Below are 26,506 nucleotides of genomic sequence, written 5' to 3'. Positions count from 1 at the left end.
GTGCCGGTATGGACGTACTGGATAAAATTCGCGGCAGGTCCGCTTCCGTTGCCGTTCTCGGCCTGGGTTACGTCGGGCTGCCTCTGGCTCTCGAATTTGCGGAAGCGGGGTTTACGGTATACGGGATCGATGTTTCCGCGGAAAAGACGGAGCTTCTCCGGCAGGGCAAGTCGTATATCCGCGACGTGCCGCCGCAGCGCGTGAAGGAAGCCGTGGCGTCGGGAAAGCTTCGGCCTGCCAGCGAGCCCGACGCCCTTGCGCTGGCGGACGCCGTCGTCATCTGCGTGCCGACACCGATCAAGCACAATCAGCAGCCGGATTTAAGCTACATTCAGGCGAGCGTGGAGACGATCAAGCCCCGCTTGCATCCGCAAATGCTGATCGTGCTCGAAAGCACCACGTATCCCGGGACGACGGAGGAATGCCTGGAGAAGGAATTCCGCCAGGCGGGCTATGTCCCCGGGCAGGACTATTATCTGTGCTATTCTCCCGAGCGGATCGATCCCGGCAACCGCAAGTACGGCATCCGCAATACCCCGAAGGTGGTCGGCGGCACGACGGACGCCTGCCTTGCGGCCGGAAAAGCGCTGTACGAAACGGTCGCGGACCGCGTCGTGACGGTTTCGAGCCCGAAGGCGGCGGAGATGACGAAACTGCTCGAAAATACGTTCCGGAGCGTCAACATCGGATTCGTCAACGAGATGGCGCGGCTTAGCGAAGAGCTGGGCATCGACATCTGGGAAGTCATTGCCGCCGCATCGTCCAAACCGTTCGGGTTCATGCCGTTCTACCCGGGCCCCGGCATCGGCGGGCACTGCATTCCGCTCGATCCCCTGTTTTTGGCGTGGAGGGCCAAGCGCGCGCATTTTTACAGCAAATTCATCGAATTGGCGCAGGAGTCGAACCAGTCGATGCCCCGTTACGTCGTTCATCGGCTGATGGAAATTCTGAACGATTACGGCAAGTGCCTGGCCGGCTCGCGGTTGCTGCTGCTCGGCATGGCCTACAAGCCGGATCAGGACGACCTGCGCGAATCGCCCAACCTCGAGATTTTCGGCCTGCTGGCGGACAGGGGCGCGGCGGTGGACTATCACGATTTTTATATCGAATCGTTTACGGACGAAAGCGGCATCAAGCGGCATTCGATCCCGGAACTTACCGAAGAACGGCTGTCCGGATACGACTGCGTCGTGATTTTGACGGCTCACCGGTCGTACGATTTCGGCTTTGTCGTCCGGCATTCGCGGGCCGTATTCGATTGCCGCAACGCCGCAGCGGGGCTAAAGGATCAGCATGTCTACAGGCTTGGCGCCAAGTAAAAAAACGGCTGTCCGGCCGGCCGGCGAGGAAGTGATCGATTGAAACGATTGGTTTACAGCGGGCCGTCCCATAGCGTTCGCATCGTGGAGGAGGCGCTGAAAGGGCGGTTCGACATTCGCGCCGCCGAGGACCGGGCGGAGTCGCTGCTTCCCGAAATCGAGCGGTGCGCCGTGTTTTTGGACGCCTCGATGAAAGTCAGGCTGACCGCCGAGACGATTATGAACGCGAAGCGGCTCGAACTGGTCGCGACGGCGACCACCGGGGCGAATCATATCGACCGCGAGGCGCTGCGGCGGCGGGGCATTCCGCTTCTTACCCTGCAGGGGCAGACCGAATTTCTGCGCGGGCTGACGCCGGCGGCGGAGCATTCCTGGCTGCTGCTGATGGCGTGCGCAAGACGGCTGAGGGGCGCGGTCGCCGATACGATGCGGGGAAGCTGGGACCGTCAGCGGTTTCCGGGCGTCATGCTGCGCGGCAAAACGCTCGGCATCATCGGCATGGGCCGCATCGGGACATGGATGGCGAAATACGCGGACGCGTTCGGCATGAAGGTGGTCGGCTACGATCCCTATGCGGGCGACTTTCCGCCGTGGGCCGAGCGCGCCGATCTGGACCGGCTGCTGGCCGTTTCGGATTTTGTCAGCGTCCACGTGCACGTGACGGAGGAAACGAAGGGCCTTCTGGGGGCGGACAACATCGGGAAAATGAAACCGGGCGCCGTTCTGGTCAACACGTCCCGCGGCGAGGTGATCGACGAAGAGGCGCTGCTTCACGCGCTTCGAAGCGGTAGAATCGCCGCCGCCGGCCTCGACGTGCTGGCGGACGAACCGGACGTCCGCCGCAGCGGGCTGTGGCAGTACGCCCGCCAATCGGACCGGGTGATCATTACCCCGCACATCGGCGGCTACTGCCCGGAGGCGGTCGACCGTGCGGTCGCGTTCGCCTGCGGGCGCATTCTCGAGCATTACGGAGGGAGCGCGACATGAGCGGCCTCGCGCGCCGGCTCGCCGGGGAGCTTATCCGGTCGGGCGTCAGGCATGCGTTCGGCATCACCGGAAGCGGGATCAGCTATGATCTGATCGCCTGCCTGGAGGATTCGGGCGTGCCGTTCTATCCGGTCGCCCACGAAGCGGCGGCGGCATTGATGGCCGGCGCCTGCTGCCGGGACGGCCGGCTGCGGGCGGCCGCGATCGGGATCAAGGGGCCGGGGCTGGCCAACTTCATTCCGGGCATCCTCTCGAACCGGTACGAGGGGAGGCCGGCGCTGACCGTCAGCGAATCGTATTCCTCGGCGGCTCCGGCCTATTACATGCACAAGCGGGCCGATCACGCGGCGCTGTGCGGTCCGGCGGCGAAGGGGTACGCCCGGCTGGACCGGGAGCTTCGCAGCGTCGGCCTTCTGGCCGAGCTGGCCGTCCAAGAGGCGCCGGGACCGGTCCATCTGGACATTTCCGACGAACCGGAACGCGAGCCCCAAATCCGGACCCATCCGGACGGCGAGTCCGGGTTGCCGCACCGGGAGGACGGCGGCCGGGCGTTCGAGCGGATTCTCGAGGCGGTCGAGCGCTCGCGCAAGCCGGCCGTCGTGCTCGGCTCGATGGCGGCCCGGCGGCTCGGCTCGATCCGTTGGGACCGGCTCGGCGTGCCCGTGCTGGCAACGGCCGCGGCCAAAGGGTGCATCGACGAGCGCAGCGCTTTCTTCGGCGGGCTGGTGACCGGCGAAGCGGGGAAGCTGTCGCCGGAGCGGAACATTTTACGGGAAGCGGATCTGATCGTCGGCATCGGGCTTAGAAATACGGAGGTCGTCCGCCCGATCCGCGCGGAGGCGGAGATCGTGATTGTGGACAATGCCGGGCATGAATTAAGCGAGGGGTTTCAGGCGTCGGCGGTCGCGCATCCGTTCGATATGGAAGCCGCCGGGGAAGAGCTTGCCCGGGCCCTGTCCGCCAAATCCTGGGGCGAGGAGCTTCTGCGCCGCTATTGGCGGGAGGTGGACCGCGAGCTGTTCCGGGAAGCGTGGCTGCCGGCCTTGGCGCTGAGGGATGTGCAGGAGCGGCTGCACGGGAAGGAGACGATTCTCGTATCGGATACGGGGCTGTTCTGCACGATCGCCGAAACGGTGTGGAAGGCGCGGCAGCCTTCCGAATATTGCGGGAGCGGCAACGGAAGGTTCATGGGCACTTCGGTTCCGACCGCCATCGGCCTTGCCGTCTCCCATCCGGAGGCCGCGATCGTCTGCCTGGCCGGCGACGGGGGCATCCGGCCCTATTGGGCCGAGCTGAGGCTGGCCGCCGAGCTTCGGCTCAAGCTCTTCGTGCTCTATATGTCCGACGGCGGCTACGGCTCGATCCGGCGGGCGGCGGCGTCCAGGGCGGGCAGCGGCAAGCCGGTCGAAATCGCCGGTTCCAGCTGGTACCGGCCGATGAAAGCGATCGGATGGGAGGCGGTCCGGGTGCGAAGTTACCGGGAATTCCGGAGGGCGCTGGAACGGGCGGACCTGGACTTTCCGGGGCCGTTGTTTATGGAAATGGCGTTCGACAAGACCGGCTATACGTCGATGACTGCGAATTTGAGGTGAAAAGCATGACTGCAAAGCATATTTTGGTTGCCGGAACCGGTTCCGCCGGCAAGCGGCATTTGCGCAATTTCGCTTTTCTGGGCTGCCGCGTCTCCGGCATGGACCCCCGCAAGGACCGGCTGGAAGAAGCGGCGAAAAGCGCGGAGCTCGTTCATTCGTTCGGCTCGCTGGACGAGGCATGGCGCCAGGACGATTTCGACGCCGTGGTCGTCGCTTCTCCCCCGGCCTTTCATGTGTCCCAGTGCGCCGAATGCCTGAAACGGGGCAAGCCGGTGCTGCTGGAGAAGCCGGTCGCCCCGTCCTTCGCGGAAGCGGAGCGGCTCGCGGCCGAAGGAGCGGGTGATCCGGCGCGGCCCGCCGTCCTGGTCGGCTATACGTACAGATGGTGGCCTTCCATCCGCTTCCTGCGGGGCAAGCTGCGGGACGGCACGATCGGCAAGCCCTTGTACGCCGACTTTGTCATGAGCGCGCATCTGGCGGACTGGCATCCGTGGGAACGGTATCAGGATTTCTTTATGGCGAGCAAGGAATTGGGCGGCGGGGCGCTGCTCGACGAAAGCCATTTTATCGATCTGATGATCTGGCTGTTCGGGATGCCGTCGAAGATTTACGCCCAAGTCGAGCGCTTAAGCCCGCTTGAAATCGAAACGGACGATCATGTGGACATTCTGGCGTCGTACGATGGGAGCTTTCGGGCGCGGCTTCATCTGGACCTGTACGGACGGCCTCATGAAAGAACGATCCGGATCGTCGGGGAAAAAGGAAGCCTGGTGTGGAGCTTCGAGCCGGACGCCGTCAAGATCGGCCTGGAAGCGGGGCGGGATTGGCAGGAGATTCGATTCGGTCACGAACGGAACGAGATGTTTCTCCGGCTTGCGGAGCATTTTCTCGACGTGGTCGGCGGCGGCTGCGAGCCTCTGTGCACGCTTCGGGACGGATTGAACGCCCTGCGGGTCGTCGAGGCGTGCCGGCAAAGCTCCATATCCGACCGGGCCGTAACGCTGGACCCCTAAACGGGACGGGAGACGGCCATGTATTCGAATCGCAGCGTCATTGCCATCGTTCCGGCGCGCAGCGGAAGCAAGGGCATCCCAGGCAAAAACATGCGCCGGCTGGCCGGGGTGTCGCTGATCGGCCATGCGGGATTGTGTTTGGGCCGGCTGCCGTGGCTGGACGCCAAGGTCCTTTCCTCGGATTCGGCGGCGTATATCGCGGAAGGAAGGCGTTACGGCCTTGACGCTCCGTTCGTCCGTCCGGCCGAATTGAGCACGGATACGGCGGGCGCCGTCGAGACGGCCGTCCACGCGCTTGCGGAAGCCGAGAAGCATTACGGCCGGACGTTCGACGTCATTTTGCTGGTCGAGCCGACGAGCCCGCTGCGGCTGGCCGAGGATGTGGAGCGGGCGACGGAGCTTTTGATCCGGTCCGGGGCGGATTCGGTCGTGACGGTGAGCGCCGTGCCGTCCAAGTTCCATCCCCGGAAAATCTTCGGCCTGAACGGCTCGAAGCTGTCGTTCTACGAGCCGGAGGGCGCCGGGGTGGTCTACAGGCAGGCGCTGGACGCCAAGTATTGGCGCAACGGGGTGTGCTACGCCTTGACGAGAGATTGCCTCCTGAACAAGCGGAACGTGATTACGGACCGCACGCTGCCGCTGCTCATCGACCGGGAGGTTGTGAATATCGACGATCCGATCGAACTCGAATGGGCGGCATTTTTGCTTCGCCTGCGAAAAAGGAAGGAGGCGGAAAACCGGTGAACTGCCCGTTATGCGGCCAAGACCGCACGAAGGTGTTGACCGACCGGCTGCGGAATGGGGAGAAGCTTCGCGTTTTCCACTGCCCGGAGTGCGATCTGGGCTTTTTGGAAGAACGGAAAGACGAAGCTGAGCTGAAGCGGTACTATCGGAACGAATACCGGAAAGCCTACAAGCCCGATGTCCGCGGACAGGCCGACGCCGAGCGGCTGTTCGACAGCGCCGTCGGATTCCAGCAGGACAGGGTCGCCCGAATCGAACGATATTTGCGCCGGGATGCGGCGGTTCTGGACGTCGGCTGTTCGTCCGGGGCCTTTTTGTTTCATATAAAGGATAAGGTGAAAGAAGCGGTCGGCGTCGAAATCGACCCGGAGGCGGCCAAGTTCGCTTCGGAGCGGTGCGGATGTCCGGTATATACGGATTACCTGGCCGAGACGCCGCTTGCGAAACGGTCGTTCGATGCGGTTTGTGCCTTTCAGGTGATGGAGCATGTCGGCAATCCGCTGGAATTTTTGCTTCAGCTCAAAGACTACGCGAAGGAAGACGGGCTCCTGTACGTCGAGGTGCCGAACTTGCGGGACGTTCTGGTATCGGCGTTCGATCTGCCGAATTACCGGACGTTTTATTTCCGCAGCGCGCATCTGTTTTACTTCAGCGAGCGGAGCCTGCGGATTTTGCTGGATCAAGCGGGACTGGAAGGCGACTTTTTTTATTCCCAAGATTATCATTTGGTGAACCATCTGAACTGGGTGCTTCGCGACCGGCCGCAGCCGCGTGCGGAGGACGGCATGGGGGAGCCGGCGTTTCCCGTCCGGCCGGGGACCGACGGGCGCGCGGAGGCGGCATTGAACGGTTTCTTGGCTAGGGTGAACAGGGAGTATAAAGAGCTGCTTTCCGAACTTGGGATGACGTCGAAAATCGGCTTTATCGCCCGCAGGAAGCGGGAAGCGAACGGATAGCCGGCGGCGCCTTTGCCAAAGCGCGCCTTGCTCCGGCCCGTTCGGCGCAATGGTGCGAGAAAAGGCGGTTCAAGCCGTCGGGCAGGGGGAAATGTCCAAGCCATCCGGCCGCGCCCTTTCATATATATAGCCAAGGGGTGATACCGATGAACGCGGTGATTATGGCCGGAGGAAAGGGCAGCCGGTTCTGGCCGAGAAGCACGGACGCGAAGCCGAAGCAATTTCTCGAATTGACGGCAAGCGGAGAGACGATGCTGCAGCTGACGTACCGCCGCCTCCGCTCCTGGCTTCCGAAGGAGAACATTTACGTTTCGACCTCCCGAAAATATGCCGCGCTAGTGAAGGAACAACTGCGGGAACTCGCTGCGGACCGGCTCATCGAAGAACCGGAGCAGCGGGACACCGCTCCCGGCATCGCGCTTGCGGCGCTATACTTTTTGAACCGGGGTTCGGACGAAGCGTTCGTGGCCATTCCCTCGGATCAGCATATTCCGGACGCGGACGCGCTTGGGGAAGCGCTGCGCCTGTGCGGGGAAGTCGCGCGGGAAGAGCGGGCGATCGCGACGCTCGGGATCGTGCCGTCCCGGCCGGAGACGGGATACGGCTATATCGAGGCCGAACCGAAGCCGTATCGGGATGACGTGTTTCGCGTCATGTCCTTTATCGAGAAGCCGGACGCGAGCACGGCCCAGTCGTTGATCCGGCGCAGCAACATTTACTGGAACAGCGGAATTTTTACCTGGCGGCCTTCCACGATCGCTTATTACATGGCGCTTCATCAGCCGCAGATGTGGGCGGCGCTGACCGGGGCGGGAGAGCATCTCGAGACGGTGTATGCAAGCCTGCCGAAAATATCGGTCGACTACGCGATTTTGGAGAAGGCCGACCGGATTTTTATGATCCCCGCCCGGTTCGAGTGGGACGATGTCGGAAACTGGATGGCCCTGGAGCGCATCCGCGGCGCGGACCGGTACGGCAACATTATGGAAGGAAACGTTGAGGCGGTGGACAGCACCGGCAACATTGTGTTTTCCGATGCGCCGAAAACGGTGCTCATCGGGGTGAGCGACCTGATCGTCGTGTCCACGCCCGCCGGCATTCTGATCTGCCGCAAGACGATGGATCAGCGGATCAAATCCGTGATGGAAAAAAGGGAGGAGGATGCGGACGGCAGCTGATCGGCCTTCGGCGCCAAACCGGCATATCTCCGCCGTTATTAGGCGTTCAATGCGACAGCCTGCGGTAGCCGAGCGGAGAAATGCCCGTCCAACGCTTGAACTGCTTGCTGAAGTGCGAGACGTCCCGGTAGCCGAGCCGGACGGCGATCTCGTCGACGGACAGCCGGCGGTCCATCAGGAGCAGCTTCGCTTCCCTTACGATCAGGCCGGACAAGTACTGCCTGGGCGAGACGCCGTACACCTGCTTGAACGCTTTGTTGCAGTAGGCGGGCGAATAGCCGAGCGAAGCGGCGATGTCCTCGATGGCGGTCCGTTTGGCGGCAAGGCCCGTCACCGATTCGCGCAGCATTCGTTCCATGGCGCCGGCCAGCGTATGGGCGGGGTCGGCGGCGCGTTCCGGCGGCCCTCCTCCTTCCGCCCGGCTCTGCGCAAGCGCCCAGTCGCACAGCGCGGCAAACAAGCGAAAGGCCGAGCGCTGGGCGACGAGCCGCTCCTGCGAGAGGTCCGCGGACGGCGACGGCGGCTGCAGATAGGACCGGAAAATCTCGTGAAGCGAAAGCCCGAGCGGAGAATCCGGCGCGATGACCGGCTCCTCGCGGGCGAGCAGCATTCTTCTCAAAGCGGGATCGTCGATGTCGAAGTGCAGGCTGAAATAAACCATGCCGGCGTTCTCCGCGGAGCCGTCGCTACGGTGGGCCACCTGGGGACGAATGAGCAAAATATCCCCTTCCGACTGGATAACCGTTTGCCCGTTCACGACCATTTTTTGTTTGCCTTCCAGCACGACGTTAAATTCGAACAGCGGGTGAACGTGCTCCGGATACGTCCAGGCGGCGTTGACCTTGCGCCAATGGGCGGCGAACACTTGAACGGCGGCTTGCATGTCCGGGTACATTTGCCCTTCAAGGCTGTTATGGGTGCCTTCCGGCATCTTGCGTTTCATGGCGCGCCTCCGGCTAGTGGGATGATTATCCGAATTATAGCACAACGGCTGCGGGCAAAGGCACGATTTGTCCAAATAAAAGCGGGTTTTGACCCTGTAATGCCGCTCCGCGCTGGACTATGATGGGGGTAAAAACAACCGCTTCGGAAGGGGAAGTGTGCCGCAATGGGACGCAACGATTTTTTTAACGCGCATCATTCGCCGATCGGCGCTTTTGCCAGCTTTACGCTGGGGTTTCCGGGACCGGGGGGCGGCTTCGATCTCGAGCTCGGCCGATCGCCGAAGCAGAACGTCTACATCGGGCTGGAGCGGGAGGACGGAAGCGGCTACGATACGCTGCCCTTCTACGAATCCCAGGAAGAGGACGAGAGCAAACGGTACGACATCGAAAATCCGGACCCGAACCCGGACAAGCCGCGCTTGCTGCACGCGTGGCCCAAATCGCAAGTGAAGCGGGACTTCCGCCTCGGCACGGACGCGTGGACCGCGGGCGACCTGACGTTTAAGATTTATACGCAGGTCCGTTCCGTTCCCGATCCGAAGACGGCGGACGAGGAGGAACTGCGGGAGGCGCTCGTTCCGGCCGTGCTGGCGGAGCTCATCGTCGACAATACGCGTTCGAGCCGCAAGCGGCGGGCGTTTTTCGGCTTTCGGGGCGCCGATCCGTACAGCGCGATGCGGCGGCTGGACGATACGTCAAGCCTGGCGGGCGTCGGACAAGGGCGCAGCATCGCCATCGCGACCGACGACAAAAGGGTGCGTTCGGCGCTGCATTTCAGCATGGAAGATATTTTGACGGAAAAGCTGACCGAGAACTGGACGTTCGGCCTGGGCACGGTCGGCGCGCTTATCGCCGATGCGGAGCCCGGAGAGAAAGCCGTGTACCGCTTCGTGATCTGCTTTTACCGGGGCGGCATCGTCACCGCGGGTCTCGATACGTCTTACTATTATACCCGTTATTTCCGCAATATCGAGGCGGTGGCGGAATACGCGGCGGAGCGCTTCGACGCGCTGAAAGCCTCGGCGGAACGGGCAAACGGGCTGCTTGAGAACGGGCGTCTGTCCGAGGACCAGAAATTTATGATGGCGCACGCGATCCGCAGCTATTACGGCTCCACGCAGCTGCTGGAACTGGACGGCGAGCCGTTCTGGGTCGTCAACGAGGGCGAATACCGGATGATGAACACGTTCGACCTGACCGTCGACCAGCTCTTTTTCGAGCTGAAATTCAATCCGTGGACGGTGCGCAACGAGCTCGACATGTTCGTCAAACGGTACAGCTACACCGATACGGTCCGCTTCCCGGGGGATGAGACCGAATATCCGGGCGGCATCAGCTTTACGCATGACATGGGCGTAGCTAACGTGCTGTCTCGTCCCGGCTATTCCGCTTACGAGCGCTACGGTCTCGACGGCTGCTTCTCGCATATGACGCACGAGCAGCTCGTCAACTGGGTGCTCTGCGCCGCGGCCTATGTCGAGCGGACGGGAGACCGGGCATGGCTTGAGGCCAATTTGACCGTGCTGGAAAGCTGTCTGGAAAGCATGCTGAACCGGGACCACCCGGACCCGGCGCAGCGCAACGGCGTCATGGGCCTGGACAGCTCGCGGACGATGGGCGGGGCGGAAATCACGACGTACGACAGCCTCGACGTTTCGCTTGGCCAGGCGCGCAACAACATCTACCTGGCGGGCAAAACCTGGGCGGCCTACGTGGCGATGGAGAAGCTGTTCAAGGAAACCGGCTGCGGCGAGCTGGCCGAGGTTGCGGGCCTGCAAGCGCAGCGGTGCGCCGACACGATCGTCAGCCACGTCCAGGAGGACGGTACGATTCCGGCCGTCATCGGCGAAGGCAACAACTCGAAAATCATTCCGGCGATCGAAGGACTGATTTTCCCTTATGTGACCGGCTGCCGGGAAGCGCTGGATGCGGACGGAAGGTTCGGCGCATACATTCGCGCGTTGGACCGCCACTTCCGCGAGGTGCTGCGCGAGGGCGTCTGCCTGTTCCCGGACGGCGGCTGGAAAATTTCGTCGACGAGCGACAACAGCTGGCTGAGCAAAATCTATTTGTGCCAGTTCATCGCCCGGCGCATTCTGGGACTGCCGTGGGACGAAAAGGGAGCGAGAGCGGACGCCGCCCACGTGAAGTGGCTGACGCACGAGGAGCTGTCCGTCTGGAGCTGGAGCGACCAGATCATCGCGGGCGAAATTACCGGCAGCAAATATTACCCGCGCGGCGTCACGAGCATTTTGTGGCTGGAAGAATAAGATGGAAGGCATTGATGTTTGTTGCCAGAGGCTGTCCTAAAAGGGCTGCCCGAAAATCCAACGCCGTATAAAACCCGTGCCATATCAAAAATGAACCTTCGAAACCCCCGTAAAATGCGGGGGGATTGAAGGTTTATTTTTATGAGCTCAGGATGGCATCAAAACCGGACCGGCCGGTGGATTGCAGTTGCTATAACGGCAATTACAAACCCGTTTTCGCCCGGATTTGAATGGCCAAAGAAGCGATAGCGGGCGAGCGGCGGGGCTGGCGGCAAAGAAGGGTACTGGGCGGACTACATAGCGGGCGAGCAGCGGGGCAGGCGGCAAAGAAGAGTACTGGGCGGACTACATGGCGGGCGAGCAGCGGGGCAGGCGGCAAAGAAGGGTACTGGGAGGACTACATAGCGGGCGAGCAGCGGGGCAGGCGGCAAAGAAGGGTACTGGGCGGACTACATGGCGGGCGAGCAGCGGTGCAGGCGGCAAAGAAGGGTACTGGGCGGACTACATAGCGGGCGAGCGGCGGGGCTGGCGACAAAGAAGGGTACTGGGCGGACTACATGGCGGGCGAGCAGCGGGGCAGGAGGCAAAGAAGGGTACTGGGCGGACTACATGGCGGGCGAGCGGCGGGGCTGGCGGCAAAGAAGGGTACTGGCATATCCCGGCGGCAGACGTAGCGGTCGGACGGCTTTCGCTTGCCCATCATTTACGCAAGAAATTGGCCATAAAATCGGAAGCAAAAAATAGTTTGTAACTTTGGAGGGATTTCGCGTCTAATCCGATAATTATACAGTTGGGGAGGGCGTCGGATCGCCCCGCGATTGCCAAGAACGAAATCGTAACGTTGAAAAATGTGGTGAACGCAGGAGGGTCTTACCGGGCTCCTCTCCTCTATATTCTCGTTGCTCCCCGAACGATCAAAACGCTGCAGGAATGGACAAACGAATCGTAAGCTGCGGACTGGCAGGGCCGCGAGATTCCGCAATTCGGCCAAGTGCCGCCATATTTGCCTCCCGCGTGAGAGCTACATTGGAAATGATCCAACGAACGAGGCGTTTTGTTTCTTTATGCGAGGGCTATCTTGGAAATATCCAACGATTTAAGCACGCTTAATCCGAAACCTCCCTTCAAATAAGCAATTCATTGGAGAAAATCCAGTATAGGGTGACGAACGGCAAAAATGAACGGATTATCCTGTACCAAATCCAATATAGCTGGAGGAGGGTGCGTCGTGAGGCGCGGTGAGGAATATAGACGAAGAAAGTGCGGCCTGAAAAGGGAGGATAGCCGAAGAAAGTGTGCGTAGGGGAAGCCGGTATATCCGAAGGTTGAAAAAGATCGGTCCTGCCGCGTGCACGATGCGAAAAGATCCGCTGAAAAAGGAAAACCCGGAGCAGCAAGCGGTTGAAAATGCCTGCGGCTCCGGGTTATTTTTTTAAATCGTCTGGCGCTCAAGCGAATGCGCCTAGGTCAAGGACGGCGCTGTCCGCTTAAGCAGAATTACACTATAACACGCTGCCTCCGAACAGGAAGCGGTATTCCCACGAGTTGTCCTTTATCGTGCTTACGGTTACCCCGCCGCTTTTGACGGAGTAGGTATGCAGCAGCTTGCCGTTCCCCAGGTAGAGGCCGACGTGCGTAATGCGCTCGGAAGATTTGTCGATGCCTTCGTAATCGGACTTGTCGGGGCCTTTGTACGCCATAAAAAACACCAGATCCCCGCGCTTCAGCCGATCGATGTCCGTTACGGCGTGCCCTTTCTCTTTTACATATTTTCCTTGTCCGCGGGAATCGGCCGGCAGCGTGATGCCCAGCGCCTCCCGGAAAATCCAGCGCACGAAGGAAGAGCAGTCGAACGTCTTGTCCGACTCGCGGTCGGCCCCGAATTCGTAAGGCGTGCCCATATATTTCATGCCGTCGGCGATCACGTTCTCGATATCGGCGGCTTTCGCGTCCGCCAAATCCGCTTGGTCACCGGATTGCCGATCGGCCGAGGATGCGTCCGCGGGCGCCGCCGCCACCTTTCCGGCCGTTCCGGCCAAGGAACCGGCTGCGATGCCGAACGCCAGCAAGGCAAGTCCCAGTGCTTTCATGTTCGCACCTCCCAGCAGGTTGTATCTTTACGCTAACATAGGCCGGAGCCCGATTGGAACCCTCAAATGTTGCCACTTGTCCGCAAGGCCGACCGCGCCGGGGACGGAAGACGGTAAGGCTCCCCGACCGCAGTCCAGGGTCAAAAACATGCGCGGGTCCGTTATGCGCAAATCCGGTCCGGTTTACAATGGGATTGTGAGGTGAACGACTCGGCAAAGGCGCGAGCCGGCCGAACTGGCAAAAGGAGGTGCAGCCATTGAAAAAGGGGAACGGATTGGCCATTGTGCTCGTTGTGATCGGCAGTTTGCTTCTGGTCGGGAAGTTGGGCAATCTCTTCGGATTTCTGATCGGATTGCTGATCCCGCTGCTCGTCGTCGGATTGGGCGTGCTCGGCTGGAGAAACGGCAACCGGTTCATCGGCGGAATTCTGATCGTGATCGGCGGCTTCATGCTGCTGGGCAAGCTGTCCGCCGTCATCTTCTGGGTCGCTGCAATCGGCCTGATCGTTTTCGGAATATCCCTGCTGGCCCGCAATATGAGACGAGTATAACGCTCCGGGCCGGAAGCCATAAGAAGGAGGAACGAGATGAGCGTCATCAAACGAGTGCGCGATATGACGATAGCGACCTTGAACGATCGCTTGGAAAAAGCGGAAGACCCCGTTCGTCTGATCGATCAGTTTCTGTGGTCGACGCATCAGGAAATCGTTCAGTGCGAGCAGCTCCAAAGGCAGTACGCGGCGCATAACGATCACCTGCTGAGACAGTGGAAAGAAGCCGAGCATTGGAAAAATAGGCGCGAAGAACAAGCCGTCACGGCGCTCAAAGCCGGGGAAGAAAACGTCGCCAAGCTGGCGCTTCAAGATAAAGTGATCCACGAGGAGAAGGCGCAGCGCTACAAGGAGCTGTACGAGCAAAGCCGCAGCGAATTGGCCGAGCTGGAGCAGCTGCTTCAGGAACTCAGGGATGAGTACCGCATCGTGTACGACCAGCGGCAGTTCTATCTGGCCCGCATGGAATCGCTGCGCCTGCAGCAGCGGCTGAACGCGCGGTTCGGTGCCGGCGCGGCGGACGGGCCGGCGAGCATGTTCCGTAAGTTGAACGACCGGCTGACCGACATCGAGCTGGAGACAAGAAGCCTGCGCGATCTTCGCCGCATGGGGCAGGAACTGGTATACCAGGCCGGAACGGTCGTTCACGACACCATCGAACGGGAACTGGAGCAACTGAAACGCAAACTGCAACAAGGAGGTTAATCCATGCGCAAATTGTATCGTTCGTCGCGGGATCGCAAAATATTCGGCATTTGCGGCGGACTGTCGGAGTACCTGGGCGTGGACGCGACGTTGCTGCGCATCCTGCTGGTGGTTGTCGCCGTATTCTCGGCGGGATCCGTCATCTTCGTCTATCTCATCGCCGGCCTGATCATTCCCCAGCAGCCGAACTTCGGCGCCGACCCGTTCGGCGATCCGTGGAGCGGCGGACCGCGCGCCGGCGGCGCCCATTACGGGTGGACGCCCCCCCACAACGCCTATTCGCCGTCCCCGCAGCAGGGCTGGACCCCCGGACCGGGACCGCAGGCGGCGGGAGGCGGAGCGTTCGCCGGCGGAGCCAAGATCCGCAACTCCGCCGCGCCGGGGGAATCGGGCGGACTGGATGCCATGATGGACGACATCGAGAAGAAGGCGCTTCGGCGCGAAATCGAAGAACTGAAGGCCCGCATTGCCAAATTCGAAAAGGAATCGAAAGGAGAATAAACCATGGGTGTATTTCAACGGATGAAGGATTTGACGAAGGCTTCCATTCACGAATTGCTTGACAAGCTGGAAGATCCGGTCGTCATGCTGAACCAGTATTTGCGCGACATGGAGAAAGAAATCCATGAAGCGGAAGTGACGGTGGCGCGGCAGATGGCCGCCGAGCGCCGGATGAAGCAGCGGCTCGACGAGGCGATCCGCATCGGCGCCGAGCGCGCGTCGCAAGCCGAGCAGGCGCTGCGCTCCGGCAACGAAGCGCTGGCCCGCAAGCTGCTCGAAGAAAAAGTCTACTACGATCAGCAATCGAACAACCTGGTTGGACTGCACGAACAGGCGCATGCGCAAGTCGGCGAGCTGACGGCTCAGCTGCATGAAATGAAGGACGAATACTACAAGCTGCGCAACAAGCGCAACGAACTGGCCGCCCGCGCCCAAATGGCGAAGGCGCGCAAGCAGCTGTCGCAGATCAGCTCGCTTCATACGATCGAAAGCGGCGCGGCGTCCCGCGGCTTCCACCGGATGGAGGAGAAGATTCTGCAAATGGAGGCGGAAGCCGACGTCGTCCGCATGCCGGGCACTCCCTTTGCCGCCCCGGCTTCGAGCCTCGATCCCGACAAAGCGTTCCGCGTCGAGCAGGAGCTTGCCGCGCTGAAGAGCCGGATCGCTCCCCCGTCCCCGGCTTCCGCTCCGGCTTCGGAAGAATAAGCGCGGGGCAGGCGGATGGCCGCAAGCCGATCCCGGGCGATCGCCCGGATCGGCGGCGAACGGGCCGGGAAGAGCGAGCCGAGGAGAGCGGACCGAAAAGACCGTTTTCCGCAACCGGAAACTTGTGATATTCTTACAAAGAATGCTGTGATGAAGGCATCGATCAGGCCATGACGGACCCCGGGGGTCCGTTATGGCCTTCGCCGTGAAGTCATCGTTAGAAACCGCTAGGAGGGACGGCCGTTATGAAATCGATACCGAAACAGGCTCTTGTGTTCATTGCGGCCGGCAGCTATCTCTTGCTGGGCGGAGTGGCGGGTTACTTGACGGCGAATGCGTTGGCGCTGCTTGTTTTGGGCATTGTCCGGTTCCGAAGCGATCGCGAGCGAAAGGCCGCCGTCCTGATCGCGGTTTCCGTTCTGGCGCTGATCATCAATCAACTCGGCCTCGTCGTCGCGATCGTGCTCCTCTCGCTCGGGGTGTTTTATATGAAGGCGAAACCGCCCGGACCGGGCAATTTCGTCAGCCGGCACCGCCTGCTGCTTCATTTGCGTTTGGACCAGCCCTCATGGATACTCCGGTCGATGGCGTACTGGCATGCGTTCGGGGAAATCCGGGTGGATTTGACGATGGCGGTTCCGGAAGAGCGCGAGACAACGGTGGTGCTCCAGGGAATCATGGGGGATGTCGAATGGATCGTGCCGGAAGATTACGGCTTGCAGATCGAAGCGTCCGTTCTCCTGGGCCAGATCGGCTGGAACGCGCAGCAAGAGGGCGGCATGGCTCAACGGATCTACTGGCGTTCGCCCGATTACGACCAAAAAGCGCATCAATTGAAACTCCAGTTGTTTTATCTCGTAGGCAATATTAAAATTCGTTCGATGTGAGGAGGGGTCCAAATGGTGTGGCGTCAAATGGGCGAAGCCGTTTTGTTCTCCCTCGGCATCGGTTTTCTCGTCGTCTATTTGTTGGAAAGTCAGGGCCTGGCCGCTCCGTTCGAATCCTGGTCGACGATCATCACGTTCGGCCTGACGGCCATCGGCGTGCTGATCGCGGCGGGGGCGGCCTTCGGGTTTTATCGCAGCTACCCGATCCGAAGCCGGGTCGAACTGATGCGGGATGCGATGCTTATGCTGGAGAAGGGAAACCCGGTGCCGCCGCTGCCCAATATGGGCAAGGATGAAATCGGCCGGCTTGCGGAGCAGCTGTCAAGGTTAAGCCGTAAATGGGAAGAGCAGGTGGCGACGCTCCAGCGGCTTTCCTCCAATAATACGGAGCTTGCCGCCAAGGTGCGGATGAGCGCGGTTATCGAGGAGCGCCAGCGGCTGGCGAGGGAGCTTCACGACGCGGTCAGCCAGCAGTTGTTCGCCATTTCCATGACCGCCACGGCGGTCGGCAGAACGCTCGAGCAGGATTTCGAACGGGCGCGGCGCCAGGTGGAGCTCATCGAGGAGATGGCCGCCGTCGCGCAATCCGAAATGCGGGCGCTGCTGCTTCACCTGCGGCCGGTCCATCTGGACGGGAAGCGGCTGGCGCAGGCGATTCCCGAACTTGTCAAGGAAATGCAAGCCAAAGTCCCGATGCATATATCGCTGGATATGGACGAAGATTTGCAGTTGAACAAAGGGATGGAGAACCATCTGTTCCGGATGGTGCAGGAGGCGCTTTCCAATACGCTTCGCCATGCCAAGGCGACCCGAATGGACATCGCGCTGCACCGGCGCGGCGACACGGTTCGACTTGCGATCCGCGACAACGGCGTCGGCTTTGACGTCCAGGAGAAGAAGCATACGTCCTACGGCCTCGTCAGCATGGAGGAGCGGGCGAACGAGCTGGGCGGCTCTTTCAATGTCGCCAGCGCTCCCGGCAAAGGAACGAGAATCGAAATTCGGGTGCCGATCATGGCCGAAGAGAGGGGGTGGAACGATGGCGGAGTGCAATCCGATCCGGGTACTGCTGGTCGATGACCACGAGATGGTCAGAATCGGGCTGGCGGCCGTCCTGGGAACGGAGGAAGGAATCGAGGTGATCGGCGAAGCGGGAAACGGCGCCGAAGGTTTGCGGTTGGCGAAAGCGTACAAACCGGACGTCGTGCTGATGGATCTGGTCATGGAAGGAATGGACGGCATCGAAACGACGCGAAGGATTATGGAGGAACACCCCGACTGCCGCGTCATTGTTCTGACCAGCTATCTGGACGACGAGAAAATGTATCCGGTCATTGAAGCGGGCGCATTCAGCTATCTGCTCAAAACGTCCCGCGCCTCCGAAATCGCCGATGCGATCCGGGCCGCCGCGCGCGGTCAGGCCGTCCTGGAGTCCCAGGTCGCCTCCAAAATGATGAACCGCTTCCGCAAGCCGGCCGCAGCGGCTTCGATGCCGCACGACGACTTGACGGAGCGGGAAATGGAAGTGCTGAAGCTGATCGCGCAGGGCAAGTCCAACCAGGAAATTGCCGACGAGCTGTTTATCGGCGTCAAAACCGTCAAATACCATCTGACGAATCTGTTCGGCAAGCTTGGGGTCGAGGACCGCACGCAGGCCGCGATTTACGCCCACCGGAACGGGCTGGCGGAATAGTCCGCGGAAGCGGCCCGTGCTCCGGCAGCCGTACATATGCATGAATAAAACGCCGGAGTTCGCCCGGCGTTTTTTGCCGTTCGCCCGTTTGCGCGAGGGTCTGAAGAAACCCGCAGACGGAGCGTCTGCGGGCGGCGAGGGACCAGGCGGGAACGGGGCGGCGCCGATTTGCCGTTTACAGCAGCAACACCGCTTCGATCGGCTCCAGCGGCAGGACGATTTTCGAACGGGGCGAGCCTTCGAACGGTTCCCGGAACGGGGCTTCCGGGACATGTCCGCCGGAGGCTGTCTTGTGTTCTGTCCAGACGTCCGCTTTGCGATGGCTGCGCTGCTTGGTGCGCTCCGCTGCGCGCTTTTTGCGTTTCTCGGGCTTAAAGGATGAATGGGAAGATCCTTCCTCGATCGGCTCCGGCCCGAAATTGCTGTTAAGCACGACTTTCCCTTTTTTGCAATCCGTAATCAAGCCGAAATAGCGGGCTCCGTCGTTCATGATGATGCAGACCGGATATCCCTTTAGCTTCCGCAGGTTTTCTTCGTCGGCAGGAACATATTGCTCCAACATCCCTTCACCCCCCTCCGCTGCTCAAATGTAAGACCAGTATATTCACCCGGGGGCTCCTGCGTATGGGTGTTCACCTAACCCATCGCGGAAGGCAAAACCTAAAAGATAAGTTGTGCGCCAGCGAAAGCTGCAAAAAGCCGAGCAGTGATGTGTTGGACATAAACTCCAAATCAAGGGTCCGGGAAAGTTCGACAATGTTCGGAGAGGTTCGGCTTGCCATTTTTCTATCTTATGCTAGCATATATAAACTGAAGAATATATAAACCGCATCCATCGGAATGAAAACGTTGTCAGAACAGGGGGGGACGGGCATGGATGAGTTCTGCAGGGTATTGATTGTCGATGATGAAATATTGGTGCGGCAGGGGATTAAACATCATCTGAACTGGGAGCAGTTCGGCTTTCAGATTGTCGGAGAAGCTTCGAACGGCAAGGAAGCGCTGAACTTGATAGAGCGGCTGTCGCCTCACATTGTGATTACGGATATAGTGATGCCGGTCATGGACGGAGAGGAATTTACCCGTATTCTGAAAGCGCATTACCCGCAGATCGAAGTCATCGTGCTGAGCAGCTATGGGGAATTCGACTATGTGCGGTCTACGTTCCAAAGCGGGGTAGCGGATTATATTTTGAAACCGAAGTTGGAAACGGAGGAGCTGCTGCAGGCGCTGCAAAATACGGCGCGTAAAATTCCCGGTCTGAAGCATAAGAAGCAAACGGCGGACGGCAGCTTCTCCGTGGACCGTTTGCTGGACCGATTGCTGGCCGGCTACGATTCGGACGAAGACGGCCGACTGGCGGAATATTTTCCTTACGACGCCTTTGTGCTGCTAGGCGCGGACCTGAGCCGGGTTGCCGGAGAGCCGCACAGCTATATCATCGGGCTGGCCGCCAATCTGGAGGCGCGATTTGAGAAGCTCGCCTTCCCGACGGTATCGAAGGCGATTGCCGCAAGCAACAAGCAGCTGCTGATGCTGGCCAATATGCCGCGGGAGCATTATGAGGCGGTCATTGCCGAGGTTCATGCGCTTGCGGCGGAAAAGTCCGAGAGCATGCCGGAAATGGTGTGGGCGGTAAGCGGCATGTTCGGGGAGCTTAGCCAATTGGCGGAAATATACCGGGATGAATGGCTGCGGCTGTTGGCTTACCGTTTTTATTTTCCCGGCCGGATCATGATGAAAGCAAGCGAGTTGCCTCCCGCCCGGGTCCCGGAAGCATTCGACATGAAGCTGTTGACGGCCGAACTGCGGAAGAAGCAGTTTGCTTCCGCGTTTGGCCGGCTGCGGGAATACGTTGATCAGGCGGCGGGCAATTATCGTACGCCTCCATTTGAGTTCAAATCGTTCCTTGGCAACGTCATTTTCAACATCACGATTATTCTTGCGGATATGAATGAACAGGTGAAGGAACTGGACGATGTGAAATACGCCTATTTCAAGGCCATCGATGAGGCGAAGGATGTCACGGAAGCGGTTGCGTCGCTGAACGCTTTTCTGGATGAAGCGGAAAAGCTGGCAGCCTCCCGGTTCCAGCAAGCGGGAAATGGAAATATGAGAAAATTGCTGGAGTATATCGACGAACACTATAGCGAACCGCTCAGCTTAAGTTCCCTCAGCAGGCATTTTCATTTTAATCCCTCCTATCTGTCCAGTTATTTTTCCGCTCATAATGACGAAGGCTTCAGCGAATACCTGAACAAGATCAGAATTGCCAAGGCAGCCGAGCTGTTGCGCGCGGATGAAATGGCCATCTCGGAAATCAGCGCACGGGTCGGCTATTCCGATCACAGCTACTTTACAAAAGTATTCAAGAAGCAAACCGGCATGTCGCCGAGCCAATACCGCAGACAACATCGCAGCAAGAGGAACTGATCCATGAAAAAAATGATCGAAAAACTGAGCAACCAGCGGTTGTTCTCCAAGCTGTTTATCGTGATGACGGCGAGCATTGTCGCTGTCTGCCTGCTTACCTCGCTGATTACGATCCGCATGTCGGAGCGGCTGTTCGCAGAGACGTTCAGCATTACCAATGCCAAGGTGCTGAAGCAAATCAACACCAGCCTCGACTCCTTTAACGACTCAATCGTCAATGCGGCCAGCTATGCCTCGCAGAGCGGCACGATCAAAACCTTTTTGACCGGGGGAGAGATGGATTCCGTCTCGATGTCCAAGGTGTATTACCGCATGTCGGAGCAGATGAAGCAGTTGACCTCCAACATCAACGCTTACGATGTGGCGGTGACGATAACGGGAATGAACGGCCGCAGCTATTCCACCGACCGGGCCTATTGGCCGGTCACGGAGGAACAATTGGCGGCCGCCCCGCTGACCGTGAATACGGCGGCCCATCCGCAGCGCCTTATGTATCAATACGATGAGCGGCAAAATGAGGGTGAAACGGAGCGCTACATCATCGCCTCCAAGGCGCTGGTGGAACGGACGAGCGGACAGCTATACGGCATGCTGTATATCTCGATCCGCGAGCGGGAGTTTAAGCAGTTTTATTCCAATTTCACCAGCACCGGCAACGACGTGCTGGTCTTGGACGCTTCGGGCGCCATCGTCTCCAGCAACCGCCCGGAGCTGATCGGCCGCTCTGCTCCGGAGCTGTTAGAGGAAGCCAAGGAGATCGAGAGCAAGAAGCTTAATTATAAAAACGGCTCCGTGATGGGGAAAGAGCGGATCATTTTATCCAATTATTTGCCTTCATACAACTTTTATCTGGTGAACCTGATCGACCGGCAGTATACCGCCGGACAGATTATTGACGTGAGATCGGTGTCTTTGACCTGTTTGGGAATTATTGCGGCCGCCATGCTGGTCGTTTTTGTCATTTCCAGAAGATTGACCGATTCGCTGACGCGCCTGGTTCGGCAGATGTCCATGATCGCGCAAAAGGATTTCGGCAACTATATTACGGTGAGCGGAAGCTACGAGGTCAGGGAGCTTGGCAAAGCGTTCAATTACATGCTGGACGAGCTGAACGATTATATCCGCAGGCTGCTGGATACTCAAAGGGAGCAGCGCAACGCTGAGCTGGCGGCGCTGCAGCGGCAGATCAATCCACATTTTCTCTACAACACGCTTGCGTCGATCAAAATGCTGGTGCAAAAAGGCAGCAAGGAAATGGCGGCGGAGACGATTAACGCCCTGATTTCTCTCTTGCAAAATACGATCAGCAATGTCAGCGAGACGGTCACGATCGAGCAAGAGCTTGAGAATATGAAAAATTACGTATTTATCAATCATGTTCGTTACGGCGAGCGGATCAAGGTCAATTATTTTGTCGCGCCGGACTGCCTGCAATACGAGGTGCCCAAACTGATCATCCAGCCGTTTATCGAAAACGCCTTCTTCCATGCCTTTAATGAAAAAAATGAGGGCACGATCTACATCCTGGTCTCGAAAAACGACGACTCGCTCGTCTGCGAGGTGGTTGATAACGGGGACGGCATGGAGCTTACGGGTGAGACAGGCCCCTTGCCCAATCCGAAAAGCCGGCGTCAGCTGTTTACGGGCATCGGGATTCAAAACGTCAACAACCGGATCAAGCTGCTGTACGGAGAACCATATGGGGTTAGCATCTCCAGCAACAAAGGGGAGGGCACCAAAGTCCGCATTGTCCTTCCGCTGATTGCCAAGTCGGATGAAGCGGGCGACCGGATATAAATAAAGTACCAAAATCTAAAAAAATGACCAGATCCGTAAGTTTCCTTTCGGAAGATAGACAATAATATCGCCAATCCGCACAAAGATATTTCTAACAGCCCCAATTACCCCGATGCTATCATAAAAGCGGATACAGCAAGCGCTTTCTCAAGATCCAAAAACAGAGCAGGGGGTTGAACAGAAATGAAAAAACGGTTGTTATTTGCGCTCGTCAGCATGCTGTTGATGTTGGCCGTATCCGCCTGTTCGGGCAATTCGGGCGCCAAGAATACCGGCGGCAGTTCCGGAAGCGGCAAGGAAATCACGGTTTGGGCATGGGATCCCAATTTTAACATCGCTGCGCTGCAACTCGCGAAGGAAAAATACGAAGCGAAGCACCCGGACGTCAAAGTCAATATTGTGGAGTATGCCCAAAATGATATTGTACAAAAGTTAAACACCGGGCTGAACTCGGGAACAACGAAAGGGCTGCCGAACATCGTGCTTATTGAGGACTACCGGGCGCAAAATTTTCTGCAGGCTTATCCCGACGCTTTCCGCGATATGTCCGACGTCATCAAACCGGCCGACTTTGCCGAGTATAAAATTGGCCCGACCAGTCTTGACGGCAAGCAATACGGCGTGCCTTTCGATTCCGGCGCTACCGGGCTGTACGTCCGGACGGATTATTTGAAGCAGGCCGGCTTTACGGTTGACGACCTGACGAATATCGACTGGAACCGGTACATCGAAATCGGGAAGAAGGTCAAGGAAAAAACCGGCAAAGATATGCTGACCCAAGATCCCAACGACTTGGGGTTGATCCGGATGATGGCTCAATCCGCCGGCACCTGGTATTTGAAGGACGACGGCAAGACCCCGAATTTGGCGGACAATCCGGTTATCAAAGAAGCGCTTGAAACGTACAAAGCCCTTTTCGATGCGAATATCGTGAAAATGAACTCGGACTGGAGCCAGTTTTTGGCGGCCATTAACAACGGCGACGTCGCAACGGTGCCGACGGGCAACTGGATTACGCCATCCATCAAGGCCGAGGCTTCGCAATCGGGCAAATGGGCGGTCGTACCGACTCCGCGCCTGGCGAATAGTAAAGAATCGGTTAACGCTTCCAGCCTCGGAGGCAGTTCCTGGTACGTCCTGAACATGGACGGTCAGGATACAGCGGCCAACTTCCTGGCGGAAACCTTTGGTTCCGACGCGGAGCTTTACTCGCAAATGCTCGACAAAGTAGGGGTCATCGGATCGCTGAAGGCGGCTTCCAGCGGGGACGCTTACGATAAAAGCGACGATTTCTTCAACGGACAAAAAATCTATGCGGATTTTGCCAAATGGACCGAGGAAGTTCCGAAAGTCAATTACGGCCTTCATACCTATGCGATTGAAGACATTCTGGTCGTTGAAGTTCAAAATTATTTGAACGGCAAAGATGTGGACAGCGTCATACGCGATGCTCAGGCGCAGGCCGAATCCCAATTGCAATAATTGCGGGCAATTCAATAAAACCTTGGGCTGCTCCAGTTCAAGGTTTTATTGTTTTCCGGCCGCTCTACGATACATCTGAAAAAGGAGATGAGTCCTGATGAGAGCAACCGGCTCAGCTATCCGTTTGAAAGCTTCTGCAGTCGGCTGGCTGTTTATTGTGCCAGCAGTGCTGTTGATCGTCATCTTTTATTTTTATCCGATGATTCAGGCTTTGATCCTGTCGTTTCAGACCGGAACCGGCTCTAATTTGAGCTTTAACGGCTTCGGCAACTATAAACGGCTGTTTACGGATTCCATGTTTATTACCGCCGTATCCAACACGTTTGTTTATTTGATTTTTCAAGTGCCGCTGATGGTGCTGCTGGCCTTAGTTTTATCCGTTTTGCTGAATGACCGCAATCTGAAGGGCAAGAGCTTTTTCCGCACGGCGATTTTTTTGCCCTGCATCACCTCGCTGGTCGCCTATTCGGTCGTGTTCAAATATCTGTTTGCGGGCGACGGGCTGGTCAATTCCCTGCTGCTTGATTTGCATGTGGTCTCTGCCCCGATTCAGTGGATCACCGATCCCTTTTGGGCGAAGATCACGATCATTATCGCGATTACTTGGCGCTGGACCGGCTACAATATGGTTTTTTACCTGTCCGGCATGCAAAATATCGATCCGTCGATCTATGAGGCGGCCAGAATTGACGGAGCCTCCGCGATCAAGCAATTTTTCCGGATCACGATTCCGATGCTGAAGCCGATCATTTTATTTACCTCCATCACCTCGACGATCGGTACGCTGCAGCTGTTTGATGAAGTGATGAATATAACCAAAGGCGGACCGGGCAACGCAACGACCACAATTTCGCAGTACATTTACAATCTGTCGTTCAAATATTCGGCGGATTTCGGTTATGCGGCGACGGTATCGTATTCCATCGTCATCATGATCGTCCTGTTGTCCATCATTCAATTTAAAGCGGCAGGTGACCGGGATGCATAAGACGAAAAGATTTTTCATGTATCTTTTCCTTATTGTAGCGGCGTTCGTATCCTTTTTTCCGTTCCTGTGGATCATCGTCAGCTCGACGAATCCCTCCGTGGACGTCACCCGTGGACGTCTCCTGCCAGGGACTTATTTTATGGACAATTTGCGCAAATTGCTCAGCTCCGTCGACATCCTGACAGCCTTGAAAAACTCGTTGCTCATCTCCGTGTCCACCACGCTGCTGGCGATGCTGATCGCCTCGCTCGCCGGATACGGCTTTGAGGTTTACAGAAGCAGGGCCAAGGACGCCGTGTTTAATCTTTTATTGCTGTCGATGATGATTCCGTTTGCGGCGCTGATGGTGCCGTTGTACCGCATGTTTGGCAAAATCACCAATCTTCTGCCGCTGATCGGCATCGATACGCTGGCGGCGGTCGTGTTGCCCACGATGACAACGGCGTTTTTGATTTTCTTTTTCCGGCAGAGTACAAAAATGTTTCCGAAGGAGCTGCTTGAAGCCGGCCGGATCGACGGGTTGTCCGAACTTGGGCTGTTCTTCCGCGTTTATGCGCCCACGATGAAAACGACGTATGCGGCAGCGTCCATCATTACGTTTATGAGCAGCTGGAACAACTATTTGTGGCCGCTGATCGTGCTGCAAACGCCGCAAAAGCAAACGATTCCGCTGCTGATTTCCAATCTCGGCTCCAGCTATGCGCCGGATTTCGGGGTTATTATGCTGGCGATTTTCATCTCCACAATTCCGACGGCGATCGTGTTCTTCGTGATGCAGAAGCATTTTGTCGCGGGGATGATCGGCTCGGTCAAATAATCGGTCAAATATTAGAAGGATCGCACCCGAACGTGCAGGGAGGAGGATTTTCCTTATGAAAACCAAGCAGCCTTCTTTGGATTGGCTGACAGATGTAAAGATATTTGCAATGAACCGGCTGCCCGCTTATTCGGACCATAAATATTTCACGAGCGAAGAGGAGGCGGCAACGGGTGAAATGAGCCTTCGGCATTCGCTGAACGGAAGCTGGAAATTTAACTATGCCGCAAGCCCGGCCAGCCGTCCGGCAAGCTTCTATGAGCCCGGCTTTGACTGCGGCGGCTGGAGCGATATCCAGGTGCCGGGCCATATTCAGACACAGGGCTACGGCCGGATGCAATATGTAAATACGATGTATCCTTGGGACGGCCATCATGAAATCCGGCCCCCGGCCATTCCGGAAAATGACAATCCGGTCGGCAGCTATGTAAAAACCTTCGTACTGCCCGCAGAGTGGAAGGATCGTCCGGTGTTTATTTCTTTTCAAGGCGTGGAGTCGGCCTTTTACGTTTGGCTGAACGGTCATTTTGTCGGCTACAGCGAAGACAGCTTTACACCCGCCGATTTTGAGCTGACTCCTTATATAGTTTCCCCTGAAAAAGTCAGGGTGTTTTGAGCATAATTAAAAGGAATTCAGCACCTCAAAATGGAAATTGTTATTGACGAGATAACAAAGTTCCACACCCCGAGGGAAGAATTCCTTTGCTATAGGAGTTCAACAGAAGCCCTCGGGAATCCTTCCAAGAGGTGAAGAAAATGTTGAAACTTCGAGACGAGCAATTGACCATCTGGGATGCCATTCTCCCGGAATCTGTTAGAAAGTTGCCGGTCGAGCTTGCAATCATAGATCAATT

At 58.2% G+C, this 26,506-nt stretch carries 23 protein-coding genes and 1 pseudogene; 21 read left to right on the top strand and 3 right to left on the bottom strand.

The window, feature by feature from the left end; genetic code table 11:
• The first annotated feature begins 8 nt into the window (after nt 1–8).
• The 7 genes from F560_RS0111420 to F560_RS0111390 all read left to right on the top strand — a co-directional run bounded on the left by F560_RS0111420 (nt 9) and on the right by F560_RS0111390 (nt 7,789).
• Nucleotides 9–1,319, top strand: a complete 1,311-nt coding sequence (locus tag F560_RS0111420) for a nucleotide sugar dehydrogenase (RefSeq protein ID WP_019005870.1) — start codon at nt 9–11, stop codon at nt 1,317–1,319.
• Between the two features lie 39 nt (nt 1,320–1,358).
• Nucleotides 1,359–2,306 (top strand): NAD(P)-dependent oxidoreductase, encoded by a 948-nt coding sequence (locus F560_RS23090; RefSeq protein ID WP_019005869.1) that lies wholly within the window; start codon nt 1,359–1,361, stop codon nt 2,304–2,306.
• Nucleotides 2,303–3,898, top strand: a complete 1,596-nt coding sequence (locus F560_RS23085) for a thiamine pyrophosphate-dependent enzyme (protein WP_019005868.1) — start codon at nt 2,303–2,305, stop codon at nt 3,896–3,898. The genes F560_RS23090 and F560_RS23085 overlap by 4 nt, the downstream gene beginning before the upstream one ends.
• Nucleotides 3,899–3,903: 5 nt before the next feature.
• Nucleotides 3,904–4,911 carry a Gfo/Idh/MocA family protein gene (locus F560_RS0111405; protein WP_019005867.1) on the top strand — a complete coding sequence of 336 codons (1,008 nt, stop codon included), beginning with the start codon at nt 3,904–3,906 and terminating at the stop codon, nt 4,909–4,911.
• An 18-nt stretch (nt 4,912–4,929) separates the two neighbouring features.
• The gene (locus F560_RS24625) at nt 4,930–5,655 is read left to right on the top strand and encodes an acylneuraminate cytidylyltransferase family protein (protein ID WP_019005866.1); all 726 of its coding nucleotides are present in this window, start codon (nt 4,930–4,932) and stop codon (nt 5,653–5,655) included.
• Entirely contained in the window at nt 5,652–6,611 is a 960-nt protein-coding gene (locus F560_RS0111395) for a class I SAM-dependent methyltransferase (protein WP_169449900.1), read from the top strand. Before F560_RS24625 ends, F560_RS0111395 begins: the two co-directional genes overlap by 4 nt.
• A 146-nt stretch (nt 6,612–6,757) precedes the next feature.
• Nucleotides 6,758–7,789 (top strand): mannose-1-phosphate guanylyltransferase, encoded by a 1,032-nt coding sequence (locus F560_RS0111390; RefSeq protein WP_019005864.1) that lies wholly within the window; start codon nt 6,758–6,760, stop codon nt 7,787–7,789.
• Between the two features lie 46 nt (nt 7,790–7,835).
• Here F560_RS0111390 and F560_RS0111385 read toward each other — a convergent pair whose 3' ends face one another.
• Complete coding sequence (locus tag F560_RS0111385; RefSeq protein ID WP_019005863.1) at nt 7,836–8,732, bottom strand: AraC family transcriptional regulator; 897 nt, start codon at nt 8,730–8,732, stop codon at nt 7,836–7,838.
• A gap of 165 nt (nt 8,733–8,897) precedes the next feature.
• Here F560_RS0111385 and F560_RS0111380 point away from each other — a divergent pair, with 165 nt between their 5' ends.
• Nucleotides 8,898–11,003 carry a glycoside hydrolase family 52 protein gene (locus F560_RS0111380; RefSeq protein WP_019005862.1) on the top strand — a complete coding sequence of 702 codons (2,106 nt, stop codon included), beginning with the start codon at nt 8,898–8,900 and terminating at the stop codon, nt 11,001–11,003.
• Between the two features lie 1,502 nt (nt 11,004–12,505).
• Here F560_RS0111380 and F560_RS0111360 read toward each other — a convergent pair.
• Nucleotides 12,506–13,093: an NlpC/P60 family protein gene (locus tag F560_RS0111360; protein WP_019005858.1), complete on the bottom strand. Its 588-nt coding sequence runs from the start codon at nt 13,091–13,093 to the stop codon at nt 12,506–12,508.
• A 248-nt stretch (nt 13,094–13,341) separates the two neighbouring features.
• Between F560_RS0111360 and F560_RS0111355 the strand changes: the two genes are divergently transcribed.
• The 7 genes from F560_RS0111355 to F560_RS0111325 all read left to right on the top strand — a co-directional run bounded on the left by F560_RS0111355 (nt 13,342) and on the right by F560_RS0111325 (nt 18,135).
• A complete protein-coding gene (locus tag F560_RS0111355; protein WP_156828958.1) occupies nt 13,342–13,644 on the top strand; it encodes a LiaF transmembrane domain-containing protein in 303 nt (100 codons plus the stop codon).
• Nucleotides 13,645–13,680: 36 nt separating this feature from the next.
• Nucleotides 13,681–14,349 (top strand): PspA/IM30 family protein, encoded by a 669-nt coding sequence (locus tag F560_RS0111350; protein ID WP_019005856.1) that lies wholly within the window; start codon nt 13,681–13,683, stop codon nt 14,347–14,349.
• A gap of 3 nt (nt 14,350–14,352) precedes the next feature.
• Nucleotides 14,353–14,850: a PspC domain-containing protein gene (locus tag F560_RS0111345; protein WP_019005855.1), complete on the top strand. Its 498-nt coding sequence runs from the start codon at nt 14,353–14,355 to the stop codon at nt 14,848–14,850.
• A gap of 3 nt (nt 14,851–14,853) precedes the next feature.
• Nucleotides 14,854–15,555 (top strand): PspA/IM30 family protein, encoded by a 702-nt coding sequence (locus F560_RS0111340; protein ID WP_019005854.1) that lies wholly within the window; start codon nt 14,854–14,856, stop codon nt 15,553–15,555.
• Between the two features lie 245 nt (nt 15,556–15,800).
• Complete coding sequence (gene liaF, locus F560_RS0111335; protein ID WP_019005853.1) at nt 15,801–16,442, top strand: cell wall-active antibiotics response protein LiaF; 642 nt, start codon at nt 15,801–15,803, stop codon at nt 16,440–16,442.
• Between the two features lie 12 nt (nt 16,443–16,454).
• Nucleotides 16,455–17,522 carry a sensor histidine kinase gene (locus F560_RS0111330; protein ID WP_019005852.1) on the top strand — a complete coding sequence of 356 codons (1,068 nt, stop codon included), beginning with the start codon at nt 16,455–16,457 and terminating at the stop codon, nt 17,520–17,522.
• Nucleotides 17,482–18,135 (top strand): response regulator, encoded by a 654-nt coding sequence (locus tag F560_RS0111325; protein WP_019005851.1) that lies wholly within the window; start codon nt 17,482–17,484, stop codon nt 18,133–18,135. Before F560_RS0111330 ends, F560_RS0111325 begins: the two co-directional genes overlap by 41 nt.
• 175 nt (nt 18,136–18,310) lie before the next feature.
• Here the strand turns inward: F560_RS0111325 and F560_RS0111320 are convergent, their stop codons facing one another.
• Complete coding sequence (locus F560_RS0111320; protein WP_019005850.1) at nt 18,311–18,697, bottom strand: hypothetical protein; 387 nt, start codon at nt 18,695–18,697, stop codon at nt 18,311–18,313.
• 311 nt (nt 18,698–19,008) lie between these two features.
• On the opposite strand from F560_RS0111320, the gene F560_RS0111315 reads away from it, so the two are divergent.
• The 6 genes and pseudogenes from F560_RS0111315 to F560_RS0111290 all read left to right on the top strand — a co-directional run.
• Nucleotides 19,009–20,568 carry a response regulator transcription factor gene (locus F560_RS0111315; RefSeq protein WP_019005849.1) on the top strand — a complete coding sequence of 520 codons (1,560 nt, stop codon included), beginning with the start codon at nt 19,009–19,011 and terminating at the stop codon, nt 20,566–20,568.
• A 3-nt stretch (nt 20,569–20,571) separates the two neighbouring features.
• Nucleotides 20,572–22,365 carry a sensor histidine kinase gene (locus F560_RS0111310; RefSeq protein WP_019005848.1) on the top strand — a complete coding sequence of 598 codons (1,794 nt, stop codon included), beginning with the start codon at nt 20,572–20,574 and terminating at the stop codon, nt 22,363–22,365.
• A 183-nt stretch (nt 22,366–22,548) separates the two neighbouring features.
• Nucleotides 22,549–23,847 carry an ABC transporter substrate-binding protein gene (locus F560_RS0111305; protein WP_019005847.1) on the top strand — a complete coding sequence of 433 codons (1,299 nt, stop codon included), beginning with the start codon at nt 22,549–22,551 and terminating at the stop codon, nt 23,845–23,847.
• A gap of 97 nt (nt 23,848–23,944) precedes the next feature.
• Nucleotides 23,945–24,835 (top strand): carbohydrate ABC transporter permease, encoded by an 891-nt coding sequence (locus F560_RS0111300; protein ID WP_019005846.1) that lies wholly within the window; start codon nt 23,945–23,947, stop codon nt 24,833–24,835.
• Nucleotides 24,828–25,652: a carbohydrate ABC transporter permease gene (locus F560_RS0111295; protein WP_019005845.1), complete on the top strand. Its 825-nt coding sequence runs from the start codon at nt 24,828–24,830 to the stop codon at nt 25,650–25,652. Before F560_RS0111300 ends, F560_RS0111295 begins: the two co-directional genes overlap by 8 nt.
• A 55-nt stretch (nt 25,653–25,707) precedes the next feature.
• Nucleotides 25,708–26,250 (top strand): annotated as a pseudogene (locus tag F560_RS0111290) (sugar-binding domain-containing protein); the annotation flags it as partial.
• Nucleotides 26,251–26,506: the final 256 nt, after the last annotated feature.

The sequence above is a fragment of the Cohnella laeviribosi DSM 21336 genome (assembly GCF_000378425.1).
Classification (GTDB): Bacteria; Bacillota; Bacilli; order Paenibacillales; family Paenibacillaceae; genus Cohnella; species Cohnella laeviribosi.
The sequence above is the reverse complement of the archived record's forward strand: the minus strand, read 5'-3'. Positions and strand labels throughout refer to the sequence as shown.